Annotated in this window: 16 protein-coding genes; 8 read left to right on the top strand and 8 right to left on the bottom strand. The window is 71.3% G+C overall.

Going from position 1 to position 15488, the window contains the following annotated elements; genetic code table 11:
• Window positions 1-64 precede the first annotated feature (64 nt).
• The gene (locus ASF75_RS15995; protein WP_231564082.1) at window positions 65-778 is read right to left on the bottom strand and encodes a ferritin-like fold-containing protein; all 714 of its coding nucleotides are present in this window, start codon (window positions 776-778) and stop codon (window positions 65-67) included.
• Between the two features lie 191 nt (window positions 779-969).
• Here ASF75_RS15995 and ASF75_RS15990 point away from each other — a divergent pair, with 191 nt between their 5' ends.
• Window positions 970-2475, top strand: coding sequence for a DEAD/DEAH box helicase (locus ASF75_RS15990; protein WP_017887042.1), 1506 nt, complete (start codon window positions 970-972; stop codon window positions 2473-2475).
• A 176-nt stretch (window positions 2476-2651) separates the two neighbouring features.
• On the opposite strand, the gene ASF75_RS15985 is transcribed toward ASF75_RS15990, so the two are convergent.
• A complete protein-coding gene (locus tag ASF75_RS15985; protein WP_042539341.1) occupies window positions 2652-3524 on the bottom strand; it encodes a PHP domain-containing protein in 873 nt (290 codons plus the stop codon).
• Between the two features lie 70 nt (window positions 3525-3594).
• Between ASF75_RS15985 and ASF75_RS15980 the strand changes: the two genes are divergently transcribed.
• A complete protein-coding gene (locus ASF75_RS15980; RefSeq protein WP_017887044.1) occupies window positions 3595-5079 on the top strand; it encodes an aminopeptidase P family protein in 1485 nt (494 codons plus the stop codon).
• 9 nt (window positions 5080-5088) lie between these two features.
• On the top strand, window positions 5089-5565 hold the full coding sequence (locus tag ASF75_RS15975; RefSeq protein ID WP_042539345.1) for a GNAT family N-acetyltransferase: 477 nt from the start codon (window positions 5089-5091) through the stop codon (window positions 5563-5565).
• Between the two features lie 369 nt (window positions 5566-5934).
• Here the strand turns inward: ASF75_RS15975 and ASF75_RS15970 are convergent, their stop codons facing one another.
• Window positions 5935-6825: a general stress protein gene (locus tag ASF75_RS15970; RefSeq protein ID WP_056072965.1), complete on the bottom strand. Its 891-nt coding sequence runs from the start codon at window positions 6823-6825 to the stop codon at window positions 5935-5937.
• Between the two features lie 104 nt (window positions 6826-6929).
• Here ASF75_RS15970 and ASF75_RS15965 point away from each other — a divergent pair, with 104 nt between their 5' ends.
• The 4 genes from ASF75_RS15965 to ASF75_RS15950 are packed head-to-tail and all read left to right on the top strand — an operon-like array spanning window position 6930 to window position 10811.
• Window positions 6930-8249, top strand: coding sequence for a magnesium transporter MgtE N-terminal domain-containing protein (locus tag ASF75_RS15965; RefSeq protein ID WP_017887047.1), 1320 nt, complete (start codon window positions 6930-6932; stop codon window positions 8247-8249).
• 52 nt (window positions 8250-8301) lie between these two features.
• Window positions 8302-8799: a DUF1003 domain-containing protein gene (locus tag ASF75_RS15960; RefSeq protein ID WP_042539423.1), complete on the top strand. Its 498-nt coding sequence runs from the start codon at window positions 8302-8304 to the stop codon at window positions 8797-8799.
• Window positions 8792-9952 carry a P-loop NTPase gene (locus ASF75_RS15955; RefSeq protein ID WP_056072962.1) on the top strand — a complete coding sequence of 387 codons (1161 nt, stop codon included), beginning with the start codon at window positions 8792-8794 and terminating at the stop codon, window positions 9950-9952. Before ASF75_RS15960 ends, ASF75_RS15955 begins: the two co-directional genes overlap by 8 nt.
• A 10-nt stretch (window positions 9953-9962) precedes the next feature.
• Window positions 9963-10811: a class I SAM-dependent methyltransferase gene (locus tag ASF75_RS15950; RefSeq protein WP_056072959.1), complete on the top strand. Its 849-nt coding sequence runs from the start codon at window positions 9963-9965 to the stop codon at window positions 10809-10811.
• A gap of 104 nt (window positions 10812-10915) precedes the next feature.
• Here the strand turns inward: ASF75_RS15950 and ASF75_RS15945 are convergent, their stop codons facing one another.
• Window positions 10916-11284: a twin-arginine translocase TatA/TatE family subunit gene (locus tag ASF75_RS15945; protein ID WP_017887051.1), complete on the bottom strand. Its 369-nt coding sequence runs from the start codon at window positions 11282-11284 to the stop codon at window positions 10916-10918.
• A gap of 64 nt (window positions 11285-11348) precedes the next feature.
• Between ASF75_RS15945 and ASF75_RS15940 the strand changes: the two genes are divergently transcribed.
• Window positions 11349-11981 carry an O-methyltransferase gene (locus ASF75_RS15940; RefSeq protein ID WP_017887052.1) on the top strand — a complete coding sequence of 211 codons (633 nt, stop codon included), beginning with the start codon at window positions 11349-11351 and terminating at the stop codon, window positions 11979-11981.
• Window positions 11982-12008: 27 nt separating this feature from the next.
• Here ASF75_RS15940 and ASF75_RS15935 read toward each other — a convergent pair whose 3' ends face one another.
• The 4 genes from ASF75_RS15935 to dapE form a co-directional block, all read right to left on the bottom strand.
• Complete coding sequence (locus ASF75_RS15935; RefSeq protein ID WP_017887053.1) at window positions 12009-12737, bottom strand: AAA family ATPase; 729 nt, start codon at window positions 12735-12737, stop codon at window positions 12009-12011.
• A gap of 114 nt (window positions 12738-12851) precedes the next feature.
• The gene (locus ASF75_RS17455) at window positions 12852-13022 is read right to left on the bottom strand and encodes a DUF3117 domain-containing protein (protein ID WP_017887054.1); all 171 of its coding nucleotides are present in this window, start codon (window positions 13020-13022) and stop codon (window positions 12852-12854) included.
• 148 nt (window positions 13023-13170) lie between these two features.
• The gene (locus ASF75_RS15930) at window positions 13171-14415 is read right to left on the bottom strand and encodes a hypothetical protein (protein WP_017887055.1); all 1245 of its coding nucleotides are present in this window, start codon (window positions 14413-14415) and stop codon (window positions 13171-13173) included.
• Entirely contained in the window at window positions 14400-15482 is a 1083-nt protein-coding gene (dapE, locus tag ASF75_RS15925) for a succinyl-diaminopimelate desuccinylase (protein ID WP_056072955.1), read from the bottom strand. The genes ASF75_RS15930 and dapE overlap by 16 nt, the downstream gene beginning before the upstream one ends.
• Window positions 15483-15488 lie beyond the last annotated feature (6 nt).

Below are 15488 nucleotides of genomic sequence, written 5' to 3'. Positions count from 1 at the left end.
AGCAAGCCAACGATCGAGCAAGCGTGACGCTCGATCAAGCGTGAAGCTCGAGCGAGCCTGCCGCTCAAGCCGTCAGGCCGAGCGCGTCCATCCGTCGGGTGTGCGCGGCGATGAGCTCGGTCCAGACCGGCTCCAGTCGCTCCTGGTCCTCACGGGCGTGCGACGCCAGGGCGGACCGGGCGACGAGCAGGGTGTCGCCCACCAGACGCCGTCCCCACATCGCCAGGCGCGATCCGATCTGCGGGTCGTCCTCGATGTGGGCAGTCAGCTCCTCGACGACCGCCGCTTCCTCGCGCGCGTCGAACACCGAACGCAGCCGCTGCCGCACGTCGATCGGCAGCGAGCGGAGCAGGTTGCCGAACAGGTCGTTCAGGATGCCGGCCGTCACGTAGCCGGTGAGCATCGACTCGTACCAGTCGGCACCGCTCGTCCGTTCGAGGAACAGGTCGATCGCCTCGCGGTGCGGTGCCATCAGCGCCGCCGGGTCCCCGCCGGTGCGCTCGATCTCGGCCACGATCGTGCGGTGCCGCTCGAGCGCCGTGGTCGCGAGCACCCCGGTGACCAGACGGCCGGAGAGCGTCGGTGCCGAAGCACCGGCTCGTCCCATCGTCTCGTAGACGGAGAGCTGCAGGTAGGCAGCCTGCCCCAGGTAGACGTCGAGCTCCGGGGTGACGTCGTCGAGCGCGAGCCGCTTGACCTGTGCTGCTCCGCGCGGGTTCCGCGACGCGAGCCATGCGGCAGCGAGCTGCGCCGCGCGCTTCCGGTTCCACCACGACACCACCCGACCAGCATAGAGGGCACCCGCCGGTCACCGGCCCGACGTCCAGCGGCGCCCGCCGGGCGCCCGCCCCGACGTCCAGCGGCACCCGCCGGGCGCCCGGCCCGACGCCCAGCGGCACCCCGGAGTGCCCCGGACCACGCGCCCGTCGGTAGACTGGCCCGGACTTCCACCAGAACTAAGGTGATTCTTTGACTTTCTCAGACCTCAACATCGACCAGGACATCGTCGATGCACTGGCCGGCAAGGGCATCATCGAGCCCTTCCCGATCCAGGAACAGACCATCCCGCTCGGCCTGACCGGCCAGGACATCATCGGCCAGGCCAAGACGGGTACCGGCAAGACCCTCGGGTTCGGCCTGCCGCTGATCCAGCGACTCGGTGCCGACCCGGCCCACGGTGTGAAGGCGCTCGTCGTCGTCCCGACCCGTGAACTCGCGGTCCAGGTCACCGAGGACCTCGAGCTCGCGGCGTCCAACCGCCCGACCACGGTCGTCTCGATCTACGGCGGCAAGGCCTACGAAGGCCAGGTCGAACAGCTCAAGGCCGGCGCCCAGATCGTCGTCGGCACGCCCGGGCGACTCATCGACCTGCAGCGGCAGCGTCTGCTCGACCTCTCCCACGTGCAAGAGGTCGTGCTCGACGAGGCCGACCGCATGCTCGACCTCGGGTTCCTGTCGGACATCGAGCGGATCTTCCAGGCGGTCCCCGAGGTGCGGCACACGATGCTGTTCTCGGCGACGATGCCCGCGCCGATCGTCGCGCTCGCACGACGGTTCATGAGCCGTCCGGTGCACATCCGGGCGACCGACCCGGACGAGGGCCTCATGCAGGCCAACATCAAGCACCTCATCTACCGTGCGCACTCGCTGGACAAGGACGAGGTCATCGCCCGCATCCTGCAGGCCGAGGGTCGCGGCAAGACCGTGATCTTCACGCGCACGAAGCGTGCCGCGGCGAAGCTGGTCGAGGAGCTCAAGGACCGCGGGTTCAACGCGGCAGCGGTGCACGGTGACCTCAACCAGGAGCAGCGCGAGCGCGCCATGGCGGCGTTCAAGGCCGGCAAGCGCGACGTCCTCATCGCCACCGACGTCGCCGCCCGCGGCATCGACGTCGACGACGTCACGCACGTGATCAACCACACGATCCCGGACGACCCGGACACGTACCTGCACCGCGCTGGCCGCACCGGCCGCGCCGGCAAGACCGGCATCGCGGTCACGTTCGTCGACTGGGACGACCTGCACAAGTGGACACTGATCGACAAGGCCCTCGAGTTCGGTATCCCCGAGCCCGTCGAGACCTACTCGTCGTCGCCCCACCTGTTCGAGGAACTCGACATCCCCAAGGGCACCAAGGGCCGTCTGCCCGGATCGTCGTCGCACGCGGCTTCTGCCGGTGCCCCCGCCGAGAAGCGCAGCAGCGACCGCCCGGCGACGGGTTCACGTGACGCGTCGCGTTCGCGGTCGCGCAGCCGCACCCGGTCAGGAGGCTCGGAGCAGTCCGCCCCGCAGGCTCCGGCAACCGAGTCGGTCGCCCCCACGGCCGTGGCTGGCACCGAGGACGGCTCCGCCGCCGAGGGTGGTTCCACCGACGGCGCCGCGAAGCGTCGCCGCCGTCGCCGCCGTCGCGGCGCCGGCACCGGCGATGCCTCGGCGACCGCCTCGGCACCGCAGGGCACGTCGGACGGCGAGTAGCGCCTCCAGACCGAAGGGCCCGTCGCTGACGCGACGGGCCCTTCGTCGTCCCCACCTGCCGACTGCCCCCGCGAAAGCGACAGATTGCCGCGAACCGTCGGCGGGAATCTGTCGCTTTCGCGGAGGGGTCAGGCCGCCGCGAGCGAGATCTGTCGCTTCGGTGAGACGAGCCTCGGTCAGGACAGGCGCGAGCCAGGGCCGACCACGGGGGCGCTGCCCGTGGCCTGGGCGACGATGGCGTCGAAGGACACGCGCGCGGTCCGGTGCTCCCCCAGCCGGTTCGGCTTGCCGGTGCCGTGGTAGTCGCTCGAACCGGTGACGAACAGGTCGTAGCGGGTCGCCCAGTCGAGCAGGGTGCGCTTGCCGTGCGCCAGGTTCTCGCGGTGGTCGACCTCGAGACCGCCGAGCCCGGCGTCGACCAGGGAGCGGAGCATCGGTTCGTCGATGACGATCCCGCGCGACGACGCCGCCGGGTGCGCGATGACGGGCACGCCGCCTGCCTGCCGGATGAGCTCGACGCCGCGCAGGGGCGACGGTGCCTCGTGGGGTTCGTAGTAGCCGGACGCCGGGTGCAGGATGCCGCGGAACGCCGCCGACCGGTCGGACTCGAGCCCACGGGCGACCAGGGCGTCCGCGATGTGCGGACGGCCGATCGTGGCGCCGGGGCTGGACTGGGCCAGGACGTCGGCCCAGGTGATCGGGTGGTCCTCGGCGATGCGGTCGACCATGCGGTGCGCGCGCGAGAGCCGACCGTCGCGGATGCGGGTCGTCTCCTCGACCAGACCGGGGTGCTCGGGGTCGACCAGGTAGCCGAGCACGTGCACGCTCCGGTACCCGATCCGCGTGCTCAGCTCGAGCCCCGGCAGCAAGGTCAGGGGCAGCTCGAGTGCCGCGGTCGTGGCGTCCGCCCACCCGGCCGTCGTGTCGTGGTCGGTCAGCGCGACGGCGTCGAGTCCGGCGGCCGCGGCTGCTCGCACGAGCTCCGCGGGACGCTCGGTGCCGTCGGAGACACTGGAGTGCGCGTGCAGGTCGATGAACGGGTCTGGCACGTGGCCAATGCTATCCACAGGTGAGCGGCCGCACAGGCCGGGTGTCGTCCGGCGGTGCGATGATGGACGCATGGCCGACACGACTCCCCGCGCGACGAGCAACCGATCCACGACCCCCGGGTCCTCGACCTTCAAGGACTTCATCGGGTCGCAGTGGGCCGAGCGCGACGAAGCGCAGCCCGAACCCCGCGAGCAGGCCGCGTTCGCCGCCGAACGTCGCGCCCGCATCTCCGAGCTGCACCCGGGCCGCACGATCGTGGTGCCCGCCGGGCAGGCCAAGGTCCGCTCGAACGACTGCGACTACCCGTTCCGCCCGCACTCCACCTTCGCGCACCTGACCGGCTGGGGCACCGACACCGTCGTCGGCTCCGTGCTCGTGATGACGCCGAACGGCTCCGGGCACGACGCCACGCTGTACTTCCGCGCCACCGCGGGCCGCGACTCGGAAGAGTTCTACGCCAATCCCGAGATCGGCGAGTTCTGGGTCGGTCCGCGCCCATCGCTCGACGCCGTCGCCGCCGATCTGGGGCTGGCCACGGCCGACCTCGGTGCGTTCACCCCCGTCGCCGACGCGCTCGACGCCTCGGCGCTGCTGGTGCGCGAAGCAGACGACGACCTGACCCGGTCGCTCGACACCCGCATCGGTGCGGCGATCGGTGGCGTCGACGAGACCGACGACTCCCCGGCGACCGACGACCTGCTCGCCCGCGACCTGTCCGAGCTCCGACTGGTCAAGGACGCGTACGAAGTCCGTGAGCTCCGCAAGGCCGTCGACGCCACGAAGCACGGGTTCGACGACGTCATCGCCGACTTCGACGCCGTGCTCGCCCACCCGCGCGGGGAGCGCATCGTCGAGGGGACGTTCAACCGGCGGGCCCGCGCCGACGGCAACACCGTGGGCTACGACACCATCGCCGCTTCGGGCCACCACGCCTGCATCCTGCACTGGACCCGCAACGACGGCGCCGTGCAGCCCGGCGACCTCATCCTCATCGACGCGGGGGTCGAGGTCGACTCGTTCTACACCGCCGACATCACCCGCACGCTTCCGGTGAGCGGCACGTTCTCGCCCGTGCAGCGCATGGTCTACGAAGCCGTGCTCGAAGCCGCCGACGCCGCCTTCGCGATCGTCAAGCCGGGCATCACGTTCCGCCAGGTGCACGCCACCGCGATGCAGGTCATCGCGCGGAAGACCGCCGAGTGGGGCTTCCTGCCGGTCTCGGCCGCCGAGTCGCTCGAGCCGGACAACCAGTTCCACCGCCGCTACATGGTGCACGGCACGAGCCACCACCTCGGCCTCGACGTGCACGACTGCGCGAAGGCCCGCCGCGAGATGTACCTCGACGGCACCGTGCAGGCAGGCATGGTCTTCACGATCGAGCCCGGGCTGTACTTCCAGCAGGACGACCTGACCGTGCCCGAGGAGTTCCGCGGCATCGGCGTCCGCATCGAGGACGACATCCTGGTCACCGAGGACGGCGCCGAGAACCTGTCCGTCGGCATCCCCCGGACCCCCTCGGAAGTGGAGGGGTGGATCGCCCGTTCCGGCCGCTAGCGTGAGCGGGTGACGACGCCCGAGGTCTCCCCGAACACCTTCTCGATCGAGGTCGAGCACTTCGACTCACCCGACGCCCAACGGCTCCGCGCCGCACAGCGACTGGAGATCGACCGGGCGCACGGCGGCGACACCGAACCGGGCGAGAAGCCGACCGCCGACTCGATCTCTGTGTTCTTCGTCGCGCGGGACGAGTCCGGCACGCCCCTGGCATGTGGGGGCCTGCGCGTCGTCGACGACGGCATCGCCGAGATCAAGCGGATGTACGTCCGGCCGGAGTCACGCGGGTCGGGTGTCGCCGCCGAACTGTTGCGTCGGTTGGAAGAGGCCGCGCTCGACCTGGGCTCCCCGGCGCTCGTGCTCGAGACGGGCACGGAGCAGCAGCGCGCCGTCGGGTTCTACCAGCGCGAGGGCTTCCGGCGGATCGCGAACTTCGGGCCCTACGTCGGTGCGCCCCTGTCGGTCTGCTATTCGAAGGTCCTCTAGCGCGGCGACGCCGACCGGACCTGCCCGGACCGCGCCGCGCGAAAGCCCGGCTCGCGCGCGCCCGAGCCCGCTCGGCTCTCGGTCACGACGTGCCGTCGGCCCGAGGCCGAGCGGTCGCGAACCGTCGTCTGGGCCGGCGCCGAACGACGATCTCCGACCGCTCGAGGCCTCGCGTGCGGGGTGTTGCGACCGCCCGGACCGCCCGACCGTCCGGACTCAGGCAGCGAGGTCGCACGAAGTGCCGCCCGTGCAGCTCGGCGGCGACAGTTCGTGCGACCTCGGCGGACGTGAACGGCGTGTCGAGCGATCTCGCACGACCCGACCTCGCGCGACCCGAGGACGACGCCGGTCGCGCCAGCCGGAGCCCGGCTAGCGGCGGTCGCTGTTCCCGTCGCCATCGCCGTCACGCTGGGCGTCCGGCGAGGACGAGGGCTCCGGCGGCGTCGCACCGGCCACCCGCTCGCCGTAGCGCGGCGGCTCCTCGGGCCGACGCTCCGGCACCGGCGGGGCCGCGGGGGCGGCAGCGGTCTCCGGGGTCTCCCCGTACCGGGGTCCGTCGTTCGTGCCGTAGCGCGGCGGGCCCGAAGGCGCACCCGTCTGCGTGCCGGGGGCCGACGTACCGGGGTGCTGCGGGCCTCCTGGCTGCTGGTGCGGGGTGGCGTGCCCGCCGTACGGCGACTGCTGCTGCGGCGGGACCCCACCGGGGCCCGGGCGCCACTGCTGCTGCTGCTGCTGCTGCTGCTGGGGAGCGTCGTTCCAGTGCGTGGACGGGGTCGCCCCGTGCTCGCCGAGGATCCGCTGCGCCTGCCCGGTCAGCTGCGGGTTGACGACGATCTGGTAGTTCGTGGCGAGCACCTGGTGGACGCTGGTGAAGTCCCGCTGCCGCTTGGTGATGGCGAACGAGGCGATGCCGTAGAGCATGCCGAACGCGGCACCGATGATCGCCGCGGCGAGGATCAGGCCGCCGGCGCTCGGCGAGAAGAGGGTGAGCACGATGCCGAAGAAGATGCCGAGCCACAGACCGGACAGCGCGCCGGCGATGGCGGCGCGGCCGTAGGTCATCTTGCCGGTGACCCGCTCGACCGTCTTCAGGTCGTTGCCGACGATGGAGAGCTGGTTGACGGGGAAGTCGGCCTCGGCCAGCTTCGCCACCACGCGCTGCGCGTCGGGGTAGCTGTCGTACGTTCCCAGGACGTCGCCCTTGGGCAGCGTCGGGAACGCCTGGGCGGTCCTGCCGGCGAAGGGGCTCTGATTGCTCACCCAGCCATCATTCACCGCACACCTTGCAATCGCACGTGCACTCTCAGGGAAGCCGCCGACCGGCGCGGGCGAACGCGCACACCCGAGCGACTACGCTGGGTCGGGTGAGCGCCACGAAGGTCTTCGTCGCCCGCCTCGCCGGGTGCTCCGTCTTCGACCCCGCGGGCGACCGCGTCGGACGGGTCCGGGACGTCCTGGTCGTCTACCGCCGGGCCGATCCCCCGCACGTCGTCGGGCTCATCGTCGAGGTGCCCGGCAAACGCCGCATCTTCGTGAGCATCGGCCGCATCACCTCGATCGGTGCCGGGCAGGTCATCACGACCGGCCTGGTGAACATGCGCCGCTTCGAGCAGCGCGGCGGCGAGGTCCGCGTCATCGCCGAGATGCTCGGCCGCAAGGTGCTCATCAAGAACCAGCGCATCCGCGCCACCATCGAGGACGTCGCGATCGAGGACCGCGGGCAGGGCGACTGGGAGGTCGCGCAGCTCTTCCTCCGCAAGCCGAAGACCACGCCGTCGCCGTTCGGCAAGGGCCCGACGACCTTCGCGACGTGGAACGAGGTCACCGAGGACGAGCTCCCCGGCGAGGCCCAGTCCGCCGAGCACGTCATCGCCGCGTACTCCGACCTGCTGCCCGCCGACCTGGCGTCGACGCTCCTCGACCTGCCCGCCGAGCGTCGGTTCGAGGTCTCCGAGGAACTGCCGGACGACCGCCTCGCCGACGTGCTCGAGGAGATGCCGGACCAGGAACGCATCGAGATCCTCACCCGACTGACGGACGCCCGTGCCGCCGACGTCCTCGACCAGATGCAGCCCGACGACGCGGCCGACGTCCTGGCCCAGTTCTCCGACGAGCGGAGCGAAGCCCTCTTGCAGCTCATGGAGCCGGAAGAGGCGCAGGACGTCCGCATGCTCCTGGAGTACGAGCCGGACACCGCCGGTGGTCTCATGACCACCGAACCGGTGATCGTCTCGGCCGACGCCACCGTGGCCGAGGGCCTGGCCCTGGTCCGCCGCCACGAGCTCGCGCCGGTGCTCGGCGCCGCCGTGTGCGTCACCCTGCCGCCGTACGAGCCGCCGACCGGTCGGTTCCTCGGGCTCGTGCACTTCCAGCGGATGCTCCGCTACCCGCCGAACGAGCGGCTCGGCACGCTCATCGACCAGCAGACCGAACCGGTCCGGGTCGACGCGAGCGCCGCCGAGGTCACCCGCATCATGGCGACCTACAACCTGCTCTCCGTCCCCGTGGTCGACGACGCCCACCGTCTCGTCGGGGTGGTGACGATCGACGATGTCCTCGACCACGTCCTGCCGGACGACTGGCGAAGTCAGGGCGAGGGGGAACCCTCACCGCTTCCACGCCAACGCCCGCGCAGGACACCCGTGACGACGGGAAGGAGGACCACCCGTGGCCCGAACGGATGACACCCGTCGCGACCGTGACCGCCAAGAGGTCCGGCTCGACTCCCCCAAGGGCATGCGCACGCGCGTGCTCCCCAGCCGTCGCCGTGGTCGCGGGGACACCTTCGGTCGCGCGACCGAGGGCATCGCCCGGGGCATGGGTACGCCGTGGTTCCTCATCGGCCTCACGCTGTTCTGCGTGGTCTGGATGGGCTACAACACCCTGGCGCCGAAGCCGTGGCAGTTCGACTCAGCCGCGATCGGCTTCACGGCGCTGACCCTCGTGCTCTCGCTGCAGGCCTCGTACGCGGCCCCGCTGATCCTGCTCGCGCAGAACCGGCAGGACGACCGCGACCGCGTGCAGTTCGAACAGGACCGCCAGCGTGCCGAGCGCAACCTGGCCGACACGGAGTACCTGGCCCGCGAGGTCGTGGCCCTGCGCCTGGCGATGCGGGACATGGCGTCCAAGGACTTCATCCGCGCCGAGCTCCGCTCCCTGCTCGAGGAACTCGACCGCCGCGACGCCGACGAGGCCGGCTACGCGGACGAACACGACAGCTCCACCCGTGGCTGAACCCGTCCCCACCGATGATCAGCTCGGCACGGCGGTCCTCGCTGCGCTCGGCCGCGTCATCGACCCCGAGATCCGCCGTCCCGTCACGGAGCTCGACATGATCCGTGGTGTCGACGTGCAGCCTGGAGGCTCGGTGCGCGTCGACCTGCAGCTCACGATCGTGGGGTGCCCCGCCGCCGACACCATCGAGCGCGACGTCCGCGTCGCCGCCGCGTCCGTCCCGGGGGTCGCCGCCGTCAACGTCGACGTGTCCGTGATGGACCCGGCGACACGCGCCGCGCTGACCGAGCGGCTCCGCGCCGGCCGGCCGAAGGGCGTGCAGTTCACGGCGGACTCCCTCACCCGCGTCATCGCCGTCACGAGTGGCAAGGGCGGCGTCGGCAAGTCCACCGTCACCGTGAACCTCGCCGTCGCGCTCGCCCGCCGGGGCCTGCGGGTCGGGGTCGTCGACGTCGACGTGCACGGCTTCAGCGTGCCCGGGCTGATGGGCCTGACCGACGAGCACGGGGTCGCGCCGCGTCCGACGCGTGTGGACAGCATGATCCTGCCGCCGGTGGCCCACGACGTGAAGGTCGTGTCGATCGGCATGTTCGTCGACGACGTCTCGACCGCGGTGTCGTGGCGCGGACCGATGCTGCACCGCACCGTGAACCAGTTCCTGACCGACGTGTTCTTCGGCGACCTCGACGTCCTGCTGCTCGACCTGCCCCCGGGCACCGGCGACGTCGCGATCTCGGTGGGGCAGCTCCTGCCGCACGCCGAGGTCCTGGTCGTCACGACCCCGCAGGCCGCCGCGGCCGACGTCGCCGAGCGCAGCGGGATCGTCGCCCGGCAGACCGGGCAGCGGGTCATCGGCGTGGTCGAGAACATGTCCGGGCTCGTGCAGCCGGACGGGTCGGTCCTGCACCTGTTCGGCGAGGGCGGTGGTGCGGAGACCGCATCGCGGCTCTCCCGCGGGCAGGACGCCCCCGTCCCGGTGCTCGGCAGCGTGCCGCTGTCGGTACCGCTGCGCGAGGGCGGCGACGCAGGGGTACCGGTGGTGCTCGGCAGCCCGGAGGACCCGGCCGCGGTGGCCCTGACCGCGATCGCCGACCGGATCACCACGATGGGGCGCGGGCTCGCCGGCCGGAAGCTCGGGCTCTCACTGTCCTAGGCTCGGGGGCATGAGCACGGATCACGTCGACGTCGACTGGAAGCACGCACGCGCCACGAACCAGGCGAACTGGGACGACCGGGTGCCGATCCACGAGGGTGCCTACGAGATCGACGCCCTCGTCGACCCCGACCACCGCTCGGACGTCGTGCGCGAGGACCTGCCGGCGCTGACGCCGTGGCTGCCGAACGGCTCGCTCGACGGCCTCGACGTCTGCCACCTGCAGTGCCACATCGGCACCGACACGGTGTCGCTCGCCCGCGAGGGTGCCCGGCTGACCGGCGTCGACTTCTCGCCCGCAGCACTCACCTCGGCCAGTGGGCTCGCATCGCGACTCGGCATCGACGTCACCTGGGTCGAGTCCGACGTCCTCGACGCCCGGGCCGCCGTCTCCGGGGACTTCGACGTCGTGTACACGAGCATCGGCACGATCTGCTGGCTCCCCGACCTCGACCGCTGGGCCGCCCAGGTCACCGGACTGCTGCGCCCCGGCGGGGTGTTCTTCATCCGCGACGGCCACCCGGCCCTGTACGCCCTCGACGAGGACGCGGACGAGCTCGTCACCCGGTACCGGTACTTCCCCGACGGCACGGCCCAGCAGTGGGACGACGCGGGCACCTACGCGGGCGACGGCACGGTGGCGAACACCCGCACCTTCGAGTGGCCGCACCCGCTGTCCGAGATCGTGAACGCCCTGCTCGGCGCCGGGCTGCGGCTCCGCCGGCTCGACGAGGGCCGCACGCTGCCGTGGCGCTTCAGCGCGCGCATGGTCGAGACCGGCACCGGTTCGTGGGCCTGGCCGGAGCACGACCGCGACCGCATCCCCACGACCTACACGATCGTCGCCACCCGCGACTGACGACGCGACCCCATGGCGGACCGGAGGCCCGTGGCGGATCCGCCACGGGCCTCCAGTCCGTCAGGTGGTGACGCGACGAGCGTCAGGTGGTGCTGTGACGAGCGTCAGGTCGCCTCGGCGTCGAAGGGCGCGGCCTCACCGGCGGCCAGGGGCACGACGGGAGCCGTCGCACGCACCTTGGACGCGGAGACCTGAGCGGTCTGCACGGCTGCGGCACTGGAACCGGAGTCGAGCAGGGCATCACGGATGATGCGTCTCGGGTCGTACTGGCGCGGGTCGAGCTTCTGCCACTCGATGTCGTCGAACTCGGGGCCCATCTCGTCGCGCATCCGCTCCTTGGCGGTGTCGGCGAACCGGCGGACGGCCTTGACGAACTCGGCCAGCTTCTGGGCGTACATCGGCAGGCGCTGCGGCCCGAGCAAGAGGACGCCGATGACCCCGATGATCAGGATCTTGTCGAGCGGGATGTCCACGCGAGCGAGCCTAACGCGTGCTGCTGCGTTGCACCTCTAGAGTTGTCTCCCGAACGGAGTGTGCGTGTCAGAGAAAGAGTCGAACTGGAAGTTCGCCGAGGACATCGTCTCGGAGACCGAGGCGATCGCCCGTGCTCGTGAGCACTCCCTGGAACTCGGGGTCGAAGCGATCTCGCCCGCGATCGGTGCACAGATCGGGGTCATCGCCGCAGCCTCGCGAGCCACGAGCATCATCGAGATCGGCACCGGTCTCGGCGTCTCCGGCCTGTACCTGCTCGCCGGTGCCCCGAACGCGACCCTGACCACGATCGACGTCGAGGTCGACCACCAGCAGTTCGCCCGTGACGCCTACATCAGCGCCGGCACCGCCCCCGCACGGATCCGGCTCATCCCCGGTCGGGCCAACCAGGTGCTCCCCCGCATGAACGAGGCCTCGTACGACGTCGTCCTCGTCGACGCCGACCCGGAGCACGTCATCGAGTACGTCGAGCACGGGCTGCGCCTCGCACGCCTGGGCGGCACCGTCCTGGTACCGCACGCCCTGTGGCGCGGACGCGTGGCCGACCCGGTGAAGCGCGACCGTGCCACCACGGACTTCCGGCTGCTGCTGACCGAGGTGTCGACGTCGGGTGCGGTGCGCAGCGCGCTGTCGCCGGCCGGTGACGGGCTGCTGCAGCTGACGAAGGTCACCAACTAGTCCTCGGCCCGCCGGCGCTCGCGCGGGTCAGTCGAGGTGCCGCAGGTACCGCTCCGGGGACTCGAGGAACGCCCGCTGGTTCCGCACCAGGTCGAGCTCACTCCACTCGGCGCGCCGCAGGCCCCATTCGCCGACCTCGTGGATCGTCGCGCCCGGGAACGCGGCCAGCACGGGTGAGTGCGTCGAGAGCACGACCTGTCCGACACCGCTCTCGACGATCGACCGCAGCAGGGCGATCAGGGTGAGGCAGCCCGAGAACGACAGGGCTGACTCCGGCTCGTCGAGGATCCAGAGCCCGGGCCAGCGCGCCCGGTCGATGACGAAGTCCAGGAATGCCTCGCCGTGGCTGCGCTCGTGGAAGACCGGTTCGGGGCGACTGCGGTTCGGGTGCTCCTCGAGGTAGGTGAAGAAGCCGTGCATGGTCTCAGCGCGCAGGAAGAAGCCGCCACGGGGCGCACCGAAGTCCCGTCGCAGGACGATGTGCTGCCACAGGTCCGACTCGGACGGCCGGGTCGAGTGGTGCGCCCCGGTCGAGCCGCCCTCCGGGGACATCCCGAACGCGAGCGCGATGGCCTCGATCAGGGTCGACTTGCCGACACCGTTGTCCCCGACGAACACCGTCACCGGGTCCAGGTCGAGGCCCTCGTCGAGCAGCTGCCGGATCGGCGGGAGCGTGGCCGGCCAGGCGTCGCGCGGCATCGGGTCCGGGTCGCGGTACTCGTCGACGCGTCGGATGGGCAGGTGGGTCCTCGGCACGTCCTCATCCTGCCGGAGCCGACCGACACCAAGGGGGGCTGCCCGCTCCCGGAAGACAGACGGGAAGCCCGGAGCGTACACGCTCCGGGCTTCCCGTTCTGGTGCTTCGACGTACTAGGCCGAGACGACCTCGGCGAGTGCGTCGTGGAGTTCCTTGGCCTCGGCATCGTTGACCGAGACGACCAGGCGGCCTCCACCTTCGAGCGGAACCCGCACGATGATGAGTCGACCCTCCTTAACAGCCTCCATCGGCCCGTCACCGGTCCTCGGCTTCATGGCTGCCATCAGATGTCCCCTTTCGTGCAGTAAATGCTGTCCCATTATCCCGTATGGAGGGGGCAACTGCGAAACCGCCCAGGTTGGGGGTGTCGGATGTGGCGTTCCGGTGCTCCGCAGAACGCAGATCCACGGGCCTTCCGGTGCTCCGCGTCGATCACGGCGGGGTCCAGTCGTAGCCGTCGATCCACCACGTGTAGTACAGCCAGACCCACTGCAGCCCGACGAACGCGACGACGACGGCCACGCGGTACACCCGCGACCGCGGCAGCGCGACGATGCCGAGCAGCGGCGCGATGGGCACGAGGATCCGCCAGGTGCTCGACTGCGGGAAGAACACCGCGAGCAGGTACACCAGGTACGCCACACCCCACAGTCGCAGCTCGATCCCGATCCGGCGCGCGGCGGGCATGCTCACGAACGCGGCGAAGCCGACGAGCACGACGACGAGCAACAGCGCCCCGGCCGGCTGCCCGAACCACCACCCGAACCCCTGCACCCACGGCGCGAAGGGCACGAGCTCCTTCCACCCGATGTACGACGAGCGCCAGGCGAGCTCGGTGTCCGTGTACGCCTTCGGCACCCCGGTGACGGCCCACGCGATCGCCGGCCACGCCAGACCGACCAGGCCGGACACCGTGGCGACGACCGCGGGCGGCACGAGGCGGCGGACGGTCAGCGGCTCCGACGACCGCACCCAGGCGGGGCGGATCGCCCACGCGACCACGAAGAGCACGACGAGGAACGCGAAGGCGAGCCCGGTCGGCCGGGTCATGCCGAGCAGCAGCACGACGGGGAGCATCGCCCACCAGCGTCGGTCCACCATGAGCAGCAGCGCGACGAGCAGCAGGAACAGGCCCATCGACTCCGCGTAGGCCACCTGGAACACCGCCGACACCGGTGCGACGCAGAACAGCACCGTGGCGAACGTCGCCCGCGCGGGGTCGAGGAACCGGCCCATCAGCCGGCGGAACACCAGTGCGGCGCCGAGGCCGGCGAGCAACGACACCGAGACCGCGACGAACTCGAACGGCGCTCCGGTGAGCAGCATGAACCCGCGCACCAGGAACGGGTAGGCGGGCATGAACGCCCACGCGTTCTCGGTCACGTGTCCCGCGGCGTCGACCGGCAGCGTCGACGGGTACCCACCCGTGGCGATCACGCGGTACCAGGCGCCGTCCCAGATGGACGCGAACGACAGGTAGCCGGGGCTCTGGACGGTGAACGAGTTCGCCGCCTGCACGCCGGCGAAGACGAGCATCATCGCGCCGGTGACGAGCCGCGCCAGCACGTAGACGACGGTGATGCGCACCCACCAGGGCACGACCCGGTACCGGGCCCGCCAGCGGTTCCGAGCAGGGGTCCTCCGGGTGGCCCCCGCCGTCGTCAGGCCGTCAGCCACCGACGCAGCCCGGCCTCGACCGCGGTGATCTGCGCGACCGGGACCTGCTCGTCGTCGTGGTGGGCGAAGACCGGTTCGCCGGGGCCGTAGTTGACCGCGGGGACGCCGAGGCCCGAGAACCGTGCGACGTCGGTCCAGCCGTACTTCGGGCGGGGCGCCGGTCCACCGACGGCAGCCACGAAGTCCTGCGCGAGCGGAGCGTCGAGCCCGGGACGGGCACCGGCAGCGAGGTCCACGATCGTGACCTCGTAGCCGTCGAACAGCTCGCGGATGTGGGCGACGGCCTCGTCGGCCGAACGGGACGGGGCGAACCGGTAGTTCACGTGCACCATCGCCTCGTCCGGGATGATGTTGCCCGCGATGCCGCCGCTGATGCCGACGGCGTTCAGACCCTCGCGGTACTCGAGCCCGTCGACCGTGACGGTGCAGGGCTCGTACGCGGCCAGGGTGGCCAGGATCGGGGCGGTCTTGTGGATCGCGTTGTCGCCGATCCAGCTCCGGGCGCTGTGCGAGCGCTTGCCGAACGTGCGGATCTCGGCGCGGAGGTTGCCGTTGCAGCCACCCTCGATCTGCGCCCCGGACGGCTCACCGAGGATCGCGAAGTCGGCGGCGAGCAGCTCGGGCCGCGTGCGGGCCAGACGACCGAGGCCGTTCAGGGCGTCGCTGACCTCCTCGTGGTCGTACCAGACCCACGTGACGTCGACCGAGGGGTCGGCCAGGTCGTACGCGAGCTTCAGCTGCACCGCGCAACCGGCCTTCATGTCGACGGTGCCGCGGCCCCAGAGGATCTCGGTGCCGTCCTCGGTGGTGCGGAACTCGGTCGGCAGGTTGTCGTTGAGCGGGACGGTGTCGATGTGCCCCGCGATGACCACCCGGCGGTCGCGGCCCAGGTTCGTCCGCGCGACGATCGCGTCGCCGTCGCGGATGACCTCGAGGTGCGGCAGCGGGGCGAGCACGGCCTCGATCGCGTCGGCGAGGGCCTGCTCGTTGCCGGACACCGACTCGATGTCGCAGATGGCACGGGTGATGTCGATGGACGAGGCGGTGAGGTCGAGGTGCTCCGGCATGCGGGC

Origin of the sequence: Curtobacterium sp. Leaf154, assembly GCF_001424595.1 — a bacterium.
In the GTDB taxonomy this organism is placed as follows: Bacteria; Actinomycetota; Actinomycetes; order Actinomycetales; family Microbacteriaceae; genus Curtobacterium; species Curtobacterium poinsettiae.
The sequence above is the reverse complement of the archived record's forward strand: the minus strand, read 5'-3'. Positions and strand labels throughout refer to the sequence as shown.